Genomic DNA, 16440 nt, shown 5'->3' with positions numbered 1-16440 from the left:
TTGACGCACTCCCTGAGGGGCTCGCGCGTGCTACCCGTCAGTGGGACAGGAGGGCGTTGAGGCGGGCGGCCTGGCGCGTCAGGTGATCGCGTTCGGCCAGGTTGGGGGCCCTCCGGGCCGCCTCGGCGTACAGCAGTGCCGCCGTCGCCGGGTCGCCGTCGCGCTCGTGGAGGTACGCCGCCACCGCGGCGTGGCGCGGCACGGAGTCGTCCAGCGCCGCGAGCGCGGCCAGCCCGGCGCGCGGGCCGTCGGCCTCACCGACGGCCACCGCCCGGTTGAGCCGGACGACCGGGCTGTCCGTCAGCCGGGCGAGCTCGTCGTACCACTCGACGATCTGCACCCAGTCGGTCTGCTCGGCGGTGGGCGCGTCGGCGTGGAGCGCCGCGATGGCGGCCTGGGCCTGGAACTCGCCCAGCCGGTCGCGGGCGAGGGCCATCTGCAGGATCCCGATTCCCTCGGCGATCGACGTGGTGTCCCAGCGGCCGCGGTCCTGCTCGGCGAGCGGCACCAGGCTGCCGTCGGGCGCCGTCCGGGAGGCCCGCCGGGCGTGGTGGAGGAGCATCAGCGCGAGCAGCCCCGCCACCTCGGGGTGGTCGATCGAGGCCGCGAGCTGCCGGGTGAGCCGGATGGCCTCGGCGGCGAGGTCGACATCGCCGGAGTAGCCCTCGTTGAAGACCAGGTAGAGGACGCGCAGCACGGTGGCCACATCACCGGGCCGGTCGAACCGCACGCCGGAGACCGTGCGCTTGGCCCGGCTGATGCGCTGCGCCATGGTCGCCTCGGGCACCAGGTAGGCCCGGGCGATCTGACGGGTGGTGAGCCCGCCGACGGCGCGCAGCGTGAGCGCGACCGCCGACGACGGCGTCAGCGACGGGTGGGCGCACAGGAAGTAGAGCTGGAGGGTGTCGTCCACCGCGGGCGCGGGCCCGGGCGGCGGCTCCTCCTCGGCGAGGTCCTCGCGCCGGCGCCGGGCGCTGTCCGACCGGGTCGCGTCGAGGAACTTGCGCCAGGCCACGGTGACCAGCCAGCCCTTCGGATCCCGCGGCGGGTCGGCGGGTCGGCTCCGGACCGCTTCGATCAGCGCTTCCTGCACGGCGTCCTCGGCCGCCGCGAAGTCGGCTCCGCGGCGGACGAGGACGGCGAGGACGCCGGGCGTGAGGCTCCGGAGCAGTGCCTCGTCCATGGCCGAGGTCACTCGGTGATGGTGGGATGCGATCCCAGGAACGGACGCAGCTCGAGCCACTCGTGGATCGGCTTCCCGCCCGCGCCCGGCGCGGCCGAGAGCTCTCCGGCCAGCTCGACTGCGCGCTCGTAGCTGTCCACGTCGATCACCATCCAGCCGGCGATCAGGTCCTTTGTCTCCGCGAACGGGCCGTCGGTGACCGGCGGGCGGCCCTCGCCGTCGTACCGGACGAAGGTCCCTTCCGGGGCGAGGGCCTGGCTGTCGACGTACTCGCCGGTCTCTTCGAGCCTGGCCGCGAAGTCGTTCATGTACTGCACGTGGGCCGAGATCTCCTCGGGCGTCCACTTCTCCATCGGCACGTCGTTGACCGAAGCCGGGGCGCCGCGGTAGTGCTTGAGCATCAGGTACTTGGCCATGATGGTTCTCCTCGGTACTGGTGCGACCACCATTGTGGTGGCCTTCACCCCGGGGACGAAGCCGGCCACGGGTTCTCGACATCCCCGTCCGAAGTTTTTTCGAGGAAGATCCGAAAGAGACGGGCTAGCCGCCGATGTCCCGGCTGTGGAAGTCCGCCAGGGTCTCGCGCCGCATGAGGAGGCGGGCCCGGCCGTCGTCGACCGCGACGACCGGTGGGCGGCCGACCATGTTGTAGCCGGAGGCCATGGACACCTGGTAGGCGCCCGCCACCGGTACGGCGAGCAGGTCGCCGGGGTGGACGTCCCCGGGTAGTTCCACGTCGGCGGCCAGGATGTCGCCCGCCTCGCAGTGCCTGCCGACCACCGTCGCCACGCACGGCTCGGTGGGGGAGCGGCGGCCGACGAGGCGGGGCGCGTACCGGACCCCGTACAGCGCCGGCCGGGGGTTGTCGCTCATACCCCCGTCCACGGCGACGAACACGCGCTCGCCCGTGCGCTTGACCGCGAGGACCCGGTACAGCGCCACCCCGGCCGGACCGGCGACCGCGCGGCCGGGCTCGATCGCCAGCCGGGGGACGGCGAGACCCGCCGCCGCACAGCTCTGGGTCAGCTCCGTACGGAGTCTGCGGGCCAGGGCGGTGAGGTCCAGCGACGGGTCGCCGGGACGGTACGCGATGCCGTGGCCGCCGCCCATGTCCAGCTCGGGCAGGACGATGCCGTGGGCGTCGCGGACGCGGGCCATCAGCCCCACCATGCGGCGCACGGCGGCGACGTACGGTTTGACCTCGGTGATCTGGGAGCCGATGTGGCAGTGCAGCCCGGTCAGTTCGAGCTGCGGCAGGCCCAGGATCCGGGCGATGGCGTGCTGGGCGGAGCCGTCGGACAGGGCCAGGCCGAACTTCTGGCCGTCGGTGCCGGTACGGATCTTCTCGTGGCCGCCGGCCATGATGCCCGGCACCACCCGGACCATCACCTTCTGCGCACCGCCCGTGCCCACCGCCGCGGCCAGCCGGGCGATCTCGGACGGGCTGTCGATGACGATCCGGCCCACCCCGAGCCGGAGCGCCGCCTCGATGTCGTGCGGGGACTTGGCGTTCCCGTGCAAGGCGATGCGGTCCGCCGGGAAGCCCGCGGTGACGGCGAGTTCGAGCTCGCCCGCCGAGCAGACGTCCAGGCCGAGGCCCTCCTCGTCGACCCAGCGGACCATGGCCCGGGACAGGAAGGCCTTCGCGGCGTACAGCACGTCGGCGTCGGGGAAGGCGTCCCGGTAGGTGCGGCAGCGGGCCCGGACCTCGCCCTCGTCCAGCACGTACACGGGGGTGTCGAAGCGGTCGGCGATCTCGGCGAGCGGCACCCCGCCGACGGCGAGCCCACCGTGCGGCAGGCAGTGCGCGGAGGCCGGCCAGACGGACAGGTCGTCCGCGCCCGCGGTGACCTCGGACGGAGCGGCAGTGGTCATGGAGTTCCCCCTCAGGCGGTGCGGACCGGGAACCGGTCCGGCTGGTGAGTCGCAGCGGTCGCAGCGGCCGCGGCCGTCGTCGTCGCGGGAGCCGACAGCGTCGGATCGACGGTGATCAGCTCCGCGCCGAGCGGCTCGCACAGGTCGCGCAGCAGGGACTCGGACAGCCGGATGTACCTCTGGCCCCCGCCGAGGGTCGCGGCCAGCCGCTCCGGGCGGGTGAAACCGACGGCCGTACGTACCCCCAGCGGGGTGCGGAACAGCCGGACCACCGCGCCGGCGCCGGTTCCCGGCCGGACGGGCACGTACAACAGCCCGGCCGGGGTCCGTTCTTCGGGCTCGGGGTCGTCTTCGTACTGGAACAGACACATGGGGCTCTCCCTGGGGAACCGCGAACGATGGACGGGCCCCGGGCGGCGCGGGGAGGCGGTCCGGGGCACGTGATCGAAGCTATCCCCGTCCACGGGCCTTCCGTGCGGTGTCCTGACGCCACCTTGACGGACATCGGCCGACTCCATACACATCGCTGACGGCGGCCGGGCCGCGGCGTCAGGAACCCGTACGGGTTTCCCGTCGCGGCGTCAGAAGCGCGTCAGCGCACCGCCCGCCGGTCCGCCACCGCCGTTTCATGGACTGCGGGAGCCGACAGGAGCAGAGGGGCGGGCAAGCGTGCGAGGACGAGTGGTGGCGGGGACCTGCGGTTCCCTCGGAAGCCTGACGGCACTGCACCGGGCGGCCGCCGAGGCCCGGGCTCGGGACGCGGAGCTGTGGGTCGTACTCGCCTGGCAGCCGCCGCTCGGCGGACCGGGTTCCAGGGGTTCCGCCGGCGGTACGCCGCTGCTCGCAGGCTGCCGCGACGCCGCGGTCGAGCGGCTGCGCGGGGTCCTCGACACCGCCTTCGGCGCGAGCCGGCCGGGGGTGCACCTGGCCGGGCTGACGGTCCGGGCCACCCCGGGCGCGGCGCTGGTGGACACCGTCCGCGACCCAGGTGACCTGCTCGTCGTCGGTACGGGCTCACGCGCCCCGTTGCTCCGCGCGCTGCGCCCGTCGGTGGCGCGCTACTGCCTGGCCCACGCCCCCTGCCCGGTCCTCGCCGTGCCGCCCAGCCCGCTCCAGGCCGACCTGGACGCCGTACACCGGCGCAACGTGTGGCGCCGGCCGCTGGACGCCGGGGACCTGGCCGGGTGAGCGCCGGGCCCCGGCGGCCCCTCGTACGGGAGACCCCCTGGAAGGAGACCCCCTAGAAGCGGCTCGCCCGGTGACGGGCGCGGCGGTTGCCGCCGCGGTGGACGAGCAGCAGGGCCAGCACCATGGGTGCGATCAGGAGGGCCATCGTGGTCATGGGAGTGCACTCCTCTCCTCGTGGTCCGTTGCTCCTGCACGTGTGACCGCTCGGGGGTATCCGAAACCCCTGGATCACCCCGATGCGCGCGGAATCAGCCCATCCGGATATCGGCGTCCCGCCGGGTTCCACGGCGCTTCCCGGACACCTGCCGAGGTGGGAGGGCCACGAGCGGCCCAGGGGTGGCACGGGAGGAGCGCCGGGGTCAGGCCACGCGCCCCCGCACGCCTCCCGCGGAGACGTTCCCGCACGGTGGTAGCTGGGCAGCCGCTTGATGCTGATCGATCGTCACGTGAGGGGAAGCCGATGACCAAGGTCCTGGTGCTGCACAGCGTGTGCCTCGTGAGGTCCGCTCTGGCCGCGTTGCTGAGATCCGAAGGCGACTTCGAGGTCACCTCCTCCGGCTGGCGGGCCGCCGCGCGCCAGGCGGAGTTCTTACGACCCGATGTGGCGGTCGTGGACCTCGACTGTCCGGGGGTCTCGGCCGCCCTTCTCGCGGACGCCGGGGCCACCCGCCTGCTGCCCGACTCGTCCGCGCCCCTGCTCGTGCTCGCCCGGGCCGACACGCCCGGCTCGCTGCGGCGCGCCTTCCGGACCCGGGCGCGCGGCTACGTCGACAAGGACGGTTCGCCCGCGCGGCTGATCCGGGCCATCGGCAAGGTCGCGGCGGGAGAACGCTTCATCGACGCCGCACTCGCCTCGGCCTTCATGGAGGCCGACCCCATGCCGCTCAGCCCCCGCGAGCTGAGCGTTCTGTCGCGGGCCGCCGAGGGGGACTCGATCGCGGAGATCGCCCACGCCCTGCACCTCGCCAGTGGGACCGTACGCAACTACATGGCCGCCGTGACCCGGAAGACCGGCGCCCGCAACCGGATCGACGCCATCCGGATATCCCGGCGGGCCGGCTGGGTCTGATCCCCCGGACCGGGTTCTCCCGGATCCCGCCTCACCGTTGCGCGTTCCACACACCCACCAGATCCCGGTACAGGGGTGACCTGGCCGGGAGTTCCGCATGCGTGCCGCACACCGCCCGGGTCCCGTCGAGTACGAGGACCCGGTCGGCCCTGGCGGCGGAGGAGATGCGGTGGGCGACCACCACCAGGGTGCTGCCGGGGCGCTCGGCGAGCGCCCGCTCGGCGCGTTCCTCGGCCCGGGGGTCGAGGTGACAGGTGGCCTCGTCCAGCAGCAGCAGGGGGGCGGGGGAGAGGTAGGCGGCGGTGAGGGCGAGGTGCTGCCGCTCGCCCGGGGAGAGCCGGCCCGGGTCGACGGGTGCGTCCAGTCCGCCGAGCCGGGCCACGAGCGCGTCGGCGCCGAGGGCGGCCGCGGCCCGCTGCACCTCGCCCCCGGTCACCGGGCCGGGGCACAGGTGGGTCAGGTTCTCGCGGACCGTGCCGGTGAAGACGTACGCCTGCTGGGGCAGGAGGGTCCGGCGGACGTCGGGACCGTCGGGGCCGTACCCCGGGGCGCCGCGGGCCGGGGCGCCCGCCACCCGGACGGTGCCCCGGCCCGGCGGCAGCATGCCGGCGATCAGCGCCGTGAGGGTGGACTTGCCGATCCCGCTCGGCCCCACCACGGCCAGGTGTTCGCCCGGCCCGACCACCAGGTCGAGGTCGTCGATCACCGGGTGGGCCCGGGGGCCGTAGGCGAAGCGCACCCGATGCAGTTCGACGGCGGGCGTGGGCGTGGGCGCGGACATGGTTGTGGGCGGGGGTGTGAGCGGGGCCTGCGCCGGCTGCGCGGGGACCGGGGCCGTCCGTGCAGTGCCCGCATCCGTCCCCGTACTCGCCCCCGCCCCCGTGTCCGCCGGTTCCGGATCGCAGAACCGGTCCAGCACCACCAGGAGCCGGGTGCCCGCCGCGCCCACCGCCGTCATCAGCGCGTCCAGGGCGGGGAGCAGCGACTGCAGGAGGTAGGTGAGGGCCCCGGCCACCGCCCCCGTGCTCACCCCGCGCCCGAGCAGCCAGGGCGTCGCGGCCAGCAGCACGACGACCGGCAGCCGGCCCGCGACGCCCAGGGTCAGGGTGCGCAGGGCCGTCCACCGCGCGAGGCGCCCGGTCAGCCGCTCCTGCTCGGCGACCAGCAGTTCCACCCGGGCCCCCGCGCTCGCCCCGCCACCGCACGCGACGATGTCGCGGAGCCCCGCCGCCAGTTCGCCCGTGCGCGCGGCGAGCGCCTCGTCGCAGTCCAGCGCCGCACGCTGCACCCGTGCCATCGGGCGCAGCGTGGCCAGGAAGGCGACCGTGCCCAGGAGCAGGGCGGGCACCACGAGGGGCAGCAGGACGGGATCCAGCGCGGCGAGTCCGAGCAGCGCGCCCAGGGCGGTGAAGACGAACGACCGGGCGATCAGGACCAGTCCGGCGAAGGAGTCGCGGGCCATCTCGGTCTGCTGTGTGAGCCGGGAGACCGCGCCCGAGTCACCGGCCCGCCCGGGATCGGCGACGGCCCGCCCGATCGCCCGGCGCACGGAGCGCCGCACCAGAGCGTCCCGCAGCGGTTCGACCAGGTCCGCGAGCCCGCCGAACACCCCGCGCAGGGCGAGGGCGCCCAGCAGGGCGCCCGCCGCGGCCACGGCGAGCCAGCCGATGCCGGTTCCGGTACGGCCGGCCAGGAAGCCGTCGTCGAGGGCGCGGGCCACGGCGTACCCGCCGAGGAAGGTGTGCGCGGACTCCAGCAGGGACCAGAGTGCGAGCCGGCGCAGCGGCCGGCGCCGCCCGCGCAGGAAACGGCGGCCCTCGCGGGACACCCGGCGCCAGGAGCCGTCCCCGCTCATCGGACCGCCTCCCGGCCGGGCGGTTCCGCGGCCGGTTCCGCATTCGGTTCCGCGACCGACTGCGCGGCCGGTTCCGCATTCGGCTCCGCATTGGGCTCCGCGACCGGCTCTCCGGCCGACTCCGACACGTCACCGAACACCGCCCGGTAGTCGGGGTCCCGCCACAGCTCCGCGTGCGTACCGGTCGCCCGGACCCGCCCCGCGTCGAGCCACACCACGAGGTCCGCGCGGGCCGCCGAGGAGACGCGGTGGGCGACGACGAGACGGGTGCCCGGGCGGACGTCCCGGGCCAGGGCCCGCTCCACCTCCCGTGCGGTGACGGTGTCCAGGCTCGACGTCGCGTCGTCCAGCACGAGCAGCCGCCCGGCACGCAAGAACGCCCGTGCCAGGCCTAGGCGTTGCAGCTCGCCACCGGACATCGGGGCGTCCGCGAGCGCGGTGTCGTACCCCTCGGGCAGGCGGCGGACGAAGGCGTCGGCCCCGGCCGCCCGAGCGGCGGCGCGCACGGCCTCCGGGCCCGGCGCCGGACCGCCGCCGAACGCGATGGCGTCGGCGACGCCCTCCCCGAACAGGGCCGGTCGTTCGAAGGCGTGGCCGACCTCGCGGCGCAGCTCCTCGCCCGATAGTTCGTCGAGCGGCACGCCGTCGAGCAGGACGCGGCCCTCGTCGCACGCGGTGAGCCGCCCCGCGACGGCGGCCAGCGTCGACTTGCCGGAGCCCGAGCGGCCGACGACGGCGGCGGTCACGCCGCCGGGGATCCGCAGGTCCACGTCGCGCAGCAGCACCGTGCCCGCGCGCACGACCCGTACCCCGCGCAGCTCCAGCGTCCCCGGCCCGCTCCCCGGCAACCGGCGTTTTCCCTGCGGGAGTTCGGGCAGCTCGAAGAGGGCGGCCGTCCGGCGGGCGGCGGCCCGGCCGCGCACCACGGCCGCGAGCCGCCCCGTCACGGCGCCGACGCCGGCCGCGAGGCCCGCGTAGCGGACCGCGGCCAGGAGCCCTCCTACCCCGAGGGCCCCCTCCGCGAGGCGGACCCCGCCCACGCCGAGGACGACGTAGAGCAACAGCGGCATGAGGGCGCTCGTCCGTGCCATGGTCGCTCCGTAGATCCGCCACGTCCGCCGCCCCTCGGCGCCGAGCTCCGGCAACCGGTCCAGTACGCGCGCCTGTTCGCGCTCGGCGGTGCCCGCGGCGGCGATGGTACGGGCGCCCCCGAGGGCCTCGACGAGGCGGCCGGCCATGGCGAGCTGCACCTCCTGGTAGCGGCTGACGCTGGCCCCCGAGTCACGGGCGAACGCCCTCAGCAGCAGCGCGAGCAACGGGATCCCGGCGAGGAAGGCCAGCGCGGTCCACACGTCGACCAGGATCAGCGCCACGAGTCCGCCGAGCGGGGCGAGCAGGGCCACGAGCGCGCTCACGGCGGCCGCCGGTACGGCGCCGGCGGTGGTGGCCTGCGCTGTCAGCCGCGCGGAGAGGTCACCGGCGCGGTGGCGGGCGGCGTGGTGCGGCGCGGTGCGCAGCAGCCTGGCCAGTCCCAGGCGCCGCAGCCATGCGGTGGAGCGGACGTCGACACCGCCGGCGAGCCGGGCCGTCGCCGCGTCGAGGAGCACCTCGGCGGCGATCACCGCCGCGCACCACACGGTCCAGCGGGCGCCGCCGGGGTCCTGTCGCAGCAGGAGGTCGAGGGTGTGGCCGAGCACGGCCGGTTCGGCCAGGGCCGCGCCGGCGGCGGCCACCGAGCAGACGGACACGGCGGTGAGGCGGCCCGCGCTGTGCCGCGCGGCCGCCCGCAGAGCCCGGTCGGCGCCGCGGGCGGCCGCCGCCTCGCCGGTGGGATCGGGCGCAGTCATGGGCGCAGGCTCCAAGGGTGTGATGCGGGCCCGGGCGGCGAACCGCCCGGGCCCGGGAGGACCTGATCAGTTACAGGTCGTGATGCTCAGGCTGCTGTCACCGCAGAGGAGCAGGCTGGCGCGGCTGCCGCCACCGCCACCGTGCGCGGCCTCGGTGGTCTCTTCCTTCGGGGTGTCCATCGACTGCAGGTCGAGAAGCGTCATGTCCGTTTCCTCTTCACTGTTGTGTTCCGATGGGTCACGGCCCCCGCGAGGGGGACCGGCTCTGGGGCCGCCGCGGCCGACCGCGGCGACGGGAGGAACGGCAGGTGCGCGCGCCCGCCGGGCGCGGCGCTGCCGAGGGCGAGGAGAGCGCCGGCCGTGCCCGTGGACAGGTCCATGGACAGGCGCATCATCTGCTCGCCGGGGAAGGCCAGGAAGCCCCGGTACGGGACCGCGTGGCGGGCCAGGGCCTCCACCTGCCGGGCGATGTCCTCGGGGGCGGAGCCCGGGCCCGGCGTCGTGGTCCGTGCCAGGTGCAGGATCATGCCGGCCGCGCCGCGGAACAGGCCGGGCTGCGCGTAGAAGGTCGCCTGGGCGGAGCGGACGATCTCCGGCCGGGCCCGTTCGAAGCGGTCGTCCCGTGCGTGCTCCAGCCAGTCGTCCAGCACCATGCCGATGCCCACGCTGCCGCCGCCGAGGTAGGGCATCGTGCGCCACCCCTCGTCGACCTGCAGGGTGCCGAAGACACTGGTCACGCAGCGGTCGAGATCGCGGTGCAGCGCCCGGCCGGCCCGGAGCAGGAACTCCTGGTCGCCGGTGCGTTCGTAGAGCCGCAGATGGAGCAGGGCGGGTCCGCTGTGACCGTGGAGCAGGCCGGCCCGTTTCGTCCCGGCGGAGCCGGAGCCGGAGCCGGAGCCGGAGCCGGAGGTCGAGTCCGCGTTCTCCGCGAGGAGGTCGGCGCAGCGCAGGGCCGCGGCGCGTAGCTCCCCCTCGCCGGTGGCCCGGCCCAGGGAGTCCAGGGCCAGCCCGATGCCGGCGAGGCCGCCGTGCAGGTCGGGTCCGGCCGACTCCCACGGCTGGCCCAGCAGTTGCTCGGCGAGGGCGAGCGCGCGGTCCCGGTGCCCCAGCCGCTCCAGGGTCCACGCGAGACCGGCGAGACCGTCGTAGAAGCCCAGCGGCATGCCCGAGGCCGGCTCCTTCGTCCGGGCCAGCAGCCATTCCTCGGCCTCGGGCCACGGGTCGGCGCCGGTCTCGGCCAGCGCGTACAGCACACCGGCCGCTCCGTGGCCGAAACAGGTTCCGCCGCCCGCGGCCGCGAACTGGGCCGGGTCCCCGGGGAAGAGGCGGTCCTCGCGGTCGAAGGTGGCGCTCGCCCGCAGCGCGGCCGTCATCGAGGCGCGGGCGGCTTCCCCGTCGCCCGGCTCGACGGGCAGGTAGGGGCGGCGGAGCAGCACCGCACGACCCGCGGCACCGGTCCCCGCACCGGCCCCGGAAGCGCCGTCGCCACCGGCGAGGATCTCCCGTACCGCCTCGTCCAGGAACTCACGTGGAACGGGGAACTGCTGGGCGGCGATGTCCGCGAGGTGCGCCGCCTTCGCCCGGTCCATCACCAGCAGGCTGGTCAGCGGCAGGAACAGGGCCAGGCGCAGACAGGCCAGGGCGTACCGGTCGACGGCGAATCCGCGCCGGTCGGCCGGGGCGACGAAGGCCGGGTTGGCGACGGTCTGGCGGAGGTTCTCGTCGGCGTGGGCGGCGGCCTCGAAGTCGAGCAGTGCGACCGAGGGTTCGCCGGTCTCCTCGTCCTCCGCGACCATGATGTTGAACAGGTGCAGGTCGTTGAAGACGATGCCGCGGGCGTGCACCGCCCGGACGGCCTCCGTCACCCGCCGATGGACGTCCAGTGCCCACCGGGTGTATTCGGCGAGTTCCGCAGGGTCCGGGTCCGCCTCGATCAACGGGTGCCGGCGGGCGAAGTAGGTGTTGAGGGGCTTGCCCTCCAGGTGCTGCATCACCAGGAAGTGGTGGTCGCCGACGGTGAAGGTGCCGTGCACCGAGGGCACGCAGTCCAGTCCGGCCAGTTGCTCCAGGGCCCTGCGTTCGCGGTGCAGCCGGGTCACGGCGTCCGCCCCGTCGGCGGCCAGCCCCGCGAAGGGGCGCCCCTCCTTGAGGACGACCGGTTCGCCGGTGCGGACGTCCCGGCCGGCGTAGACCCCGCCCCCGTTGGAGAAGTGCAGGGCCCGTTCGACCGTGTACGGGAGACCTTCGAGGGTGACGGCGGCCCGCCGGGCCAGATGGGGGGCCAGGAACGCGGGCAACTCGACCCATTCCGGCGGCTGGAACACCGGACCACGTGCGTCCGGTACGAGCCGGCCGTCCGGGGCCTCGATCGCCGGGACCAGCTCGCCCCGGTCGTCGTAGCAGTGCCGCAGGGTGAAACTGCCGTAACGCAGGTGCACGGGACCGTCGTTCCAGCGCAGGTCGCTCAGGATGTACGGGCCGGGCTCGCCGGTGAGCAGCGCGTCGAGCTCCTCGGCGATCAGGCGGCACTGCGCCTCGTCCGCCGGGTACACGGTGAGGAACTTGCCGCTCGCCGCGCGGTCGGCGTACTTCGCGTTGCGCAGGTGCAGCAGGTAGCGGCTCGGCACGAACTTGAAGGCGATCCGACGGTCCACGCAGTAGCGGTGGACCCGTTCGAGGACGGACTCGGCGTTGTCCAGGCACGCCGAGACGTGGATCTTCCAGCCCTGGGAGGGCAGCCGGGCGTCCAGGGGCCGCAGCGCCAGCCAGTCCCCGCTGCGATGTGTCTGCCACCCCGCCGGTACGGGGGCGAGCGCGGCCGGGTAGCTCTCCTCGGCCCGCCGGTACGGCGCGTCGTAGAACCAGCGGTCGGCGTCGCAGAAGGCGGCGTACCCCTTGTTCACTCCTGCTCCCTCGGTCGGTGACGTCCCAACGCTGTCACGCGGTGCGAGGGCCGCGACAGTCACGGCTGTCACCGATGGGGTGTGCAGTACGCACGAGTCAACAAGCCCCGGACGAGGGCGGGCGGGTCAGTCCTTGCTCGCCGGCTGCCAGCCCATTCCCCAGCCGTACTCGAGGTCGGCGGCCTGCTGCTTGAGGATGCCGGGCGGCAGCAGGAGGTACTTGGCCTCACGCCGGACGATCAGTTCGCCGCGCACGTTCTCGATCAGGGCGATCGCGGCGACCGGAGAGGGAACGGTGCACTCGTCGAGGAGCACCTCGATCGGCGGACCGACGGGCGGGTACAGGGTGGCGACCCCGCGAAGGCCCGCGAAGCTGGTGGCCCCGGAGTAGATGACCACGAACACCAGGAGCCGCTTGATCTCGGCCGCGTGATCGAGGTTGATCATGAGGTTCTCGCCGGCCTCGCTCGCACCGGTCCGGTCGTCGTGGTCGAGCTGGACGTAGGGCGGCTGGTCGTACGAGCCGAACTGGTTGTTGATGGGGTGGACGATTCCCTTCGTTCCGTTCTGGAGCTCCCAGAGGCAGGAGAGGTCGAGGTCGACGTCCTCCAGCCGGACGGCGTCCCTTCCCTTCCTCATCCAGCCGCGCGGCGGCTGGGCGGTGCTCCATGTGAGATTGACCCGCATGCGCCCGGTGGTGGCCCCCTGCTTGGTCAGCGAGACAGCGGGCGCCGCCTTCGTCAAAGTGATCTTCGACAGCTGCACCGGCCGGGCCGGCGCGGGCACCACGGGTGCGGGTGCGGACGGCAGGGGAACGGGCACCACGGGCGCGGGCGCGGGTGCGGACGGGGCGGGATCGTCGACCGTGATCCCGAAATCGGTGGCGAGCCCCGCGAGGCCCGAGGCGTATCCCTGACCCACCGCCCGGAACTTCCATGCACCACCCCGCCGGTACAGCTGCCCGAGCACCAGCGCGGTCTCCGTCGTGGCACCCGTGGCGTCGAACCGCGCCGTCTCGGCGCCGCTCTGCGCGTCCAGCACGCGTACGAAGAGGCCGGACACCTGGGCGAAGGTGCCGTCGGTGGAAGCCGCGAGCACCACTCTGCCGATCTCCTGCTCCACTGCGGTCAGTGCGACCCCGATCGTCTCGATCGCTGCTGTGCCGTCCTGGCGCCTCCCCTCGTGGCGCACGGCTCCACTGCGGTGGACGGGCTGGTTGTAGAAGACGAAGTCGTCGTCCGACCGCACCTTGCCGGCCGCCGTCAGCAGCAGGGCCGACACGTCCACATCGGGCGCTCCGGTACCACCGCGCCAACCCAGTTCCACCCGGACCGTGTCACTCGGCACCGGTACGTTGGCACCCTTCTGCAAGGACATGTGGGTCCCCCTTCCGAGACGTCTCCCACTCCCGCAGCGTACGAGGATCGGGCGCGCCTGCCGCCCCGAAGGCGGCGATTGCCTCTGTTCCGGGGGAAGTTGTGGGGTTCGGTTCGTCCGGCGGCCTCAGGCCTCGCGGTCCATGACGCGGCGGGCGGCCTCGGCCTCCGCCGCCGGCGGAGACAGTTCATCGAGCGTGTCGAGCTCGTCGTCCGAGGCCAGTTCCCGCTCCCAGGCCGCCGCGAGTCTCTCCTGCTCCTCCTGTGGTCGGCCCGTCACGGCCTCCCGTCGGTGCGGTTCCAACGCCGCGAGGAAACGCCCGACCGCATCCGTCGGCATGCCGTACTCCTTCTTGCTGTGGGGGAGGGGCAGCGGCGGTCGCGATGCCGTGCCCGGCCCAGAATGGCGAACCGGCGCGGCGCCGGCGGCCCGACACGGCGGGCCGCCGCCCTAAACTTCACTCTCTCCGGCCCCCGGATCAGCCCCGGCCGATGAAGGCGAGGCCCGCCGCCCCGGGGCGCAGGTCCGGCGGAAGCGCCAGGTGGGCCTGGCGCAGGGCCTGTGGCAGGGGCACGCCCCGGCGCAGGTGCCGGTCGTAGGTGTCGGCCAGCAGGCGTCCGGCCAGTTCGTCGTCGATGGCCCAGAGGCCGCCGACGACCTGCGAGGCTCCGGCCACCAGGCAGGACAGCGCGGCGGCCGTGGTGTCGGCGCGCTCGGTGGACTTGGCCGACCAGCAGCAGCCGAGGACGACCACCCGGGGCAGCCCGAGCCGCAGCAGCGCGGCCGGCGAGGAGGGGCCGTCGGGCAGCAGCATGCGGTACTCGAAGCCGTCGCTCTGCGTGCCGTGCACACTGACGGTGAGGATGTCGTACGGGGCCGCCTCCAGCGCGTCGTGGAGCTCGGCCAGCGAGTGCACCCGGGTGAAGCGGATGTGCCCCTGGGCGTCCAGCTGTTCCAGGGCCCGGGCTTCGAGGCGGGAGCCTTCGAGCTCGGTCTCGTCGAAGATCCCGATCACCCGGGGAACGACGACCGCCGGGGCGGGCCGGGTGCGCAGCGCCGCGCCCGCGGACATGCTGATCGTCAGGTCCGCGGCGCCGTGCGGCGCGAGTTCGTTCCAGGGCATCGCCCACGTGACGGAGTCGGGGACCACGAGGATGCGGGCGCCCGCGGCATCGGGATCGAGGTCGGCGAAGAACAGGCCGGAGATCCGCCGGACGGCCTCGGCGGGAGCGTCCTCGGAGTCCTCGCCCAGACACTGGGCCAGCGCCTTGCCGTCGGCCGCCGAGACGCGGGTGCGCCGCACGAGCGGAACCGGGTGCGAGGGGCGGAGCGTCACGACCGTGAGGCAGTGCTCGCCGACTTCCGCACCGGTGACGTTCACCCAGACCACGTGATGCCCCGGGAGGGCGTGCGTGATCTCGGCCGGCGTCACCGGCGCCGTGGTCCGCGCCAGGAAGTCCACGAGCGTCATGTCCGCGCGGGCGTCGGTGTCGTAGGCACCGCTGTCCTGGGGGCGGCCGACGGCGGTGCCGCCCCGGAACTCGCCGCGGAAGTCGGCGAGTTCGGCGACGATCTCCGCGTCGTGGCCCGCCTCGTGGAGATCGACGGCCCTCATCAGCAGACCCGTGAGGAGCAGCTCGACGTCGGTGACGGTGCGGGCGGCGAAGAGATTGTCGGCGCAGAGCCGGGACAGGCACTCCCGCAGGGCGTTCGCCGAGGGCAGCAGGCCGCCGTTCACCCGTGCCGCCTCGGCGAACAGGCGCATCGCCGACCTGAAGGGGCCGGCGGGCAGCTCCTCGGCGCTCTGCCCGTACCATCCCGACGCCCCGACGTGGTCGCCCCGGAGGGCGGCCTCGGAGGCGTGGGCCATGGCGCTGTCATGCGGTGTGGTGCTCGCCAGCGCGGAAGCCACCATCTGATGCGCACGGTCCTTCGGGCCGATCACGGCCGCCGCCCGGGAGAACTCCCGCTCCGCGGCCAGCCCCTCGTCGATCCGGCCGCCGGCGATCAGCAGGCGGGAGCGGTAGAAGGTGACGAGGGCCCGGTAGCCGGGTGTGTCGGCGGCCGCCGCCAGCGCCTCCACCGCGCCCCGGAGGCGCTCGACGTTGCCCGTCGTGTGCGCGGCGTAGGCGACGGCGCCCAGGATCTTCGCGCGGCGGATCCGCCGGCCGCTGCGGCCCACCTCGTGGAGCAGCGCGCGCAGGACGGCGTCGACCGTGAGGGATCCGAGGACGTGCAGCTGCTGCTGGCTGGAGATCGCGGACACCAGGTACAGGATCGTCCGGTCCGGCCCTCCCGGCGTCAGCGCGGCGGCGATCCGGCGGCACTGCGCGGCTTCCTGCGCACGGCCCAGTTCCTCGAAGTGCCCGCCGGTCTCGTCCAGGAGCGACGCCAGGAGGCGGCGGGTGAGCGGCTTGGGCGAGGCGCGGGCGTAGTGCTGATCGACGGTCTCGACGATGTGGTCGAGTCCGACCGAGTACACCGGCCGTCGGTCCAGCACCTGGTAGAGCCTGGTGATGGCGCGGACATCGGTGGCGTCGACGTCCGCCAGGTCGGTCACCAGGTCCACTTCCAGGTGGCGGCGGACCGCGGTGACGACCAGCGACTCGAAACGGCTGCGCCAGGTACCCATGGCGTGGCGGTCAGACTGCGTCGGTGTTGGTGTTGGTGTTGGTGTCGGTGTCGCGGAGTGCGGCCCGGTCGACGCTCTGCGCGGGAAGGATCGTCCGCCGGAGCAGTCGCTCGATCTCCTCCACGGTCGCCTCCCCGTCGAAGCGGATCTGGCCGTGCGGGCCGATGGCCTCGACATACATCCTGGCGCGGTCGTCGGGGCGGCCGGCCCGACGCCGGGACGCGAGCGAGCGGATGGCTCCGGCCAGGTAGGCGATGGTCTGCGGGGCCTGCAGCAGGGCGATGACCGTCGCGGTCCCACCGATGAAGTCGCCGTCGAGCCCCCACTGGGAGCTGCGCCGGCCGCGGGTCGGCGTGGCGTGCCCCTCGGTGACCAGGAGCTCCGCGAGCTCACCCGGAACGCTCATCTTGATGGTGTCGCTCATGTACGCCCTTTCACCGAGCGGGCCGACCGCACCGATCGGGGTCCGGGGCGGATCCCTCAACCGGCTTGTTCCCAGTGCAGTATGGCC

14 protein-coding genes are annotated in these 16440 nt (G+C 74.3%); 2 read left to right on the top strand and 12 right to left on the bottom strand.

Annotated features, from left to right (window positions below):
- Positions 1–37: 37 nt before the first annotated feature.
- The 4 genes from OG373_RS05175 to OG373_RS05160 form a co-directional block, all read right to left on the bottom strand.
- Positions 38–1183: an RNA polymerase sigma factor gene (locus OG373_RS05175; RefSeq protein ID WP_405443938.1), complete on the bottom strand. Its 1146-nt coding sequence runs from the start codon at positions 1181–1183 to the stop codon at positions 38–40.
- An 8-nt stretch (positions 1184–1191) separates the two neighbouring features.
- Entirely contained in the window at positions 1192–1599 is a 408-nt protein-coding gene (locus OG373_RS05170; protein WP_405436206.1) for a YciI family protein, read from the bottom strand.
- 124 nt (positions 1600–1723) lie between these two features.
- Positions 1724–3058, bottom strand: a complete 1335-nt coding sequence (gene lysA, locus OG373_RS05165; protein WP_405436203.1) for a diaminopimelate decarboxylase — start codon at positions 3056–3058, stop codon at positions 1724–1726.
- 11 nt (positions 3059–3069) lie between these two features.
- Positions 3070–3429: an SAV_915 family protein gene (locus OG373_RS05160; RefSeq protein WP_405436201.1), complete on the bottom strand. Its 360-nt coding sequence runs from the start codon at positions 3427–3429 to the stop codon at positions 3070–3072.
- 298 nt (positions 3430–3727) lie between these two features.
- Between OG373_RS05160 and OG373_RS05155 the strand changes: the two genes are divergently transcribed.
- Together OG373_RS05155 and OG373_RS05150 are read left to right on the top strand one after the other, a co-directional pair.
- On the top strand, positions 3728–4246 hold the full coding sequence (locus OG373_RS05155) for a universal stress protein (protein ID WP_405436199.1): 519 nt from the start codon (positions 3728–3730) through the stop codon (positions 4244–4246).
- A gap of 460 nt (positions 4247–4706) precedes the next feature.
- Complete coding sequence (locus OG373_RS05150) at positions 4707–5315, top strand: LuxR C-terminal-related transcriptional regulator (RefSeq protein WP_405436197.1); 609 nt, start codon at positions 4707–4709, stop codon at positions 5313–5315.
- Between the two features lie 31 nt (positions 5316–5346).
- On the opposite strand, the gene OG373_RS05145 is transcribed toward OG373_RS05150, so the two are convergent.
- The 8 genes from OG373_RS05145 to OG373_RS05110 all read right to left on the bottom strand — a co-directional run bounded on the left by OG373_RS05145 (position 5347) and on the right by OG373_RS05110 (position 16353).
- Positions 5347–7170, bottom strand: a complete 1824-nt coding sequence (locus OG373_RS05145) for an ATP-binding cassette domain-containing protein (RefSeq protein WP_405436195.1) — start codon at positions 7168–7170, stop codon at positions 5347–5349.
- The gene (locus OG373_RS05140; protein WP_405436193.1) at positions 7167–9017 is read right to left on the bottom strand and encodes an ATP-binding cassette domain-containing protein; all 1851 of its coding nucleotides are present in this window, start codon (positions 9015–9017) and stop codon (positions 7167–7169) included. The genes OG373_RS05145 and OG373_RS05140 overlap by 4 nt, the downstream gene beginning before the upstream one ends.
- Positions 9018–9083: 66 nt before the next feature.
- On the bottom strand, positions 9084–9221 hold the full coding sequence (locus tag OG373_RS05135; protein ID WP_030389872.1) for a SapB/AmfS family lanthipeptide: 138 nt from the start codon (positions 9219–9221) through the stop codon (positions 9084–9086).
- Positions 9218–11920, bottom strand: a complete 2703-nt coding sequence (lanKC, locus tag OG373_RS05130) for a class III lanthionine synthetase LanKC (protein WP_405436190.1) — start codon at positions 11918–11920, stop codon at positions 9218–9220. The genes OG373_RS05135 and lanKC overlap by 4 nt, the downstream gene beginning before the upstream one ends.
- Before the next feature lie 126 nt (positions 11921–12046).
- The gene (locus OG373_RS05125) at positions 12047–13297 is read right to left on the bottom strand and encodes a TerD family protein (protein WP_405436188.1); all 1251 of its coding nucleotides are present in this window, start codon (positions 13295–13297) and stop codon (positions 12047–12049) included.
- Between the two features lie 126 nt (positions 13298–13423).
- Positions 13424–13636 carry a hypothetical protein gene (locus OG373_RS05120; RefSeq protein ID WP_397727849.1) on the bottom strand — a complete coding sequence of 71 codons (213 nt, stop codon included), beginning with the start codon at positions 13634–13636 and terminating at the stop codon, positions 13424–13426.
- Positions 13637–13775: 139 nt separating this feature from the next.
- Positions 13776–15929, bottom strand: coding sequence for a CHAT domain-containing protein (locus OG373_RS05115; RefSeq protein ID WP_405436185.1), 2154 nt, complete (start codon positions 15927–15929; stop codon positions 13776–13778).
- Positions 15930–15939: 10 nt separating this feature from the next.
- Positions 15940–16353 (bottom strand): hypothetical protein, encoded by a 414-nt coding sequence (locus OG373_RS05110; protein ID WP_405436184.1) that lies wholly within the window; start codon positions 16351–16353, stop codon positions 15940–15942.
- Positions 16354–16440: the final 87 nt, after the last annotated feature.

Origin of the sequence: Streptomyces avidinii (assembly GCF_045161815.1) — a bacterium.
Lineage (GTDB): Bacteria > Actinomycetota > Actinomycetes > Streptomycetales > Streptomycetaceae > Streptomyces > Streptomyces avidinii.
This window is presented reverse-complemented; position numbering and strand designations above follow the sequence as displayed.

Bases quoted from the DNA above. Each gene is read 5' to 3' on its own strand.
- OG373_RS05175 (WP_405443938.1), bottom strand. From the start codon at position 1,183: ATGGACGAGGCACTGCTCCGGAGCCTCACGCCCGGCGTCCTCGCCGTC.
- OG373_RS05170 (WP_405436206.1), bottom strand. From the start codon at position 1,599: ATGGCCAAGTACCTGATGCTCAAGCACTACCGCGGCGCCCCGGCTTCG.
- lysA (WP_405436203.1), bottom strand. From the start codon at position 3,058: ATGACCACTGCCGCTCCGTCCGAGGTCACCGCGGGCGCGGACGACCTG.
- OG373_RS05160 (WP_405436201.1), bottom strand. From the start codon at position 3,429: ATGTGTCTGTTCCAGTACGAAGACGACCCCGAGCCCGAAGAACGGACC.
- OG373_RS05150 (WP_405436197.1), top strand. From the start codon at position 4,707: ATGACCAAGGTCCTGGTGCTGCACAGCGTGTGCCTCGTGAGGTCCGCT.
- OG373_RS05145 (WP_405436195.1), bottom strand. From the start codon at position 7,170: ATGAGCGGGGACGGCTCCTGGCGCCGGGTGTCCCGCGAGGGCCGCCGT.
- OG373_RS05140 (WP_405436193.1), bottom strand. From the start codon at position 9,017: ATGACTGCGCCCGATCCCACCGGCGAGGCGGCGGCCGCCCGCGGCGCC.
- OG373_RS05135 (WP_030389872.1), bottom strand. From the start codon at position 9,221: ATGACGCTTCTCGACCTGCAGTCGATGGACACCCCGAAGGAAGAGACC.
- OG373_RS05125 (WP_405436188.1), bottom strand. From the start codon at position 13,297: ATGTCCTTGCAGAAGGGTGCCAACGTACCGGTGCCGAGTGACACGGTC.
- OG373_RS05120 (WP_397727849.1), bottom strand. From the start codon at position 13,636: ATGCCGACGGATGCGGTCGGGCGTTTCCTCGCGGCGTTGGAACCGCAC.
- OG373_RS05115 (WP_405436185.1), bottom strand. From the start codon at position 15,929: ATGGGTACCTGGCGCAGCCGTTTCGAGTCGCTGGTCGTCACCGCGGTC.
- OG373_RS05110 (WP_405436184.1), bottom strand. From the start codon at position 16,353: ATGAGCGACACCATCAAGATGAGCGTTCCGGGTGAGCTCGCGGAGCTC.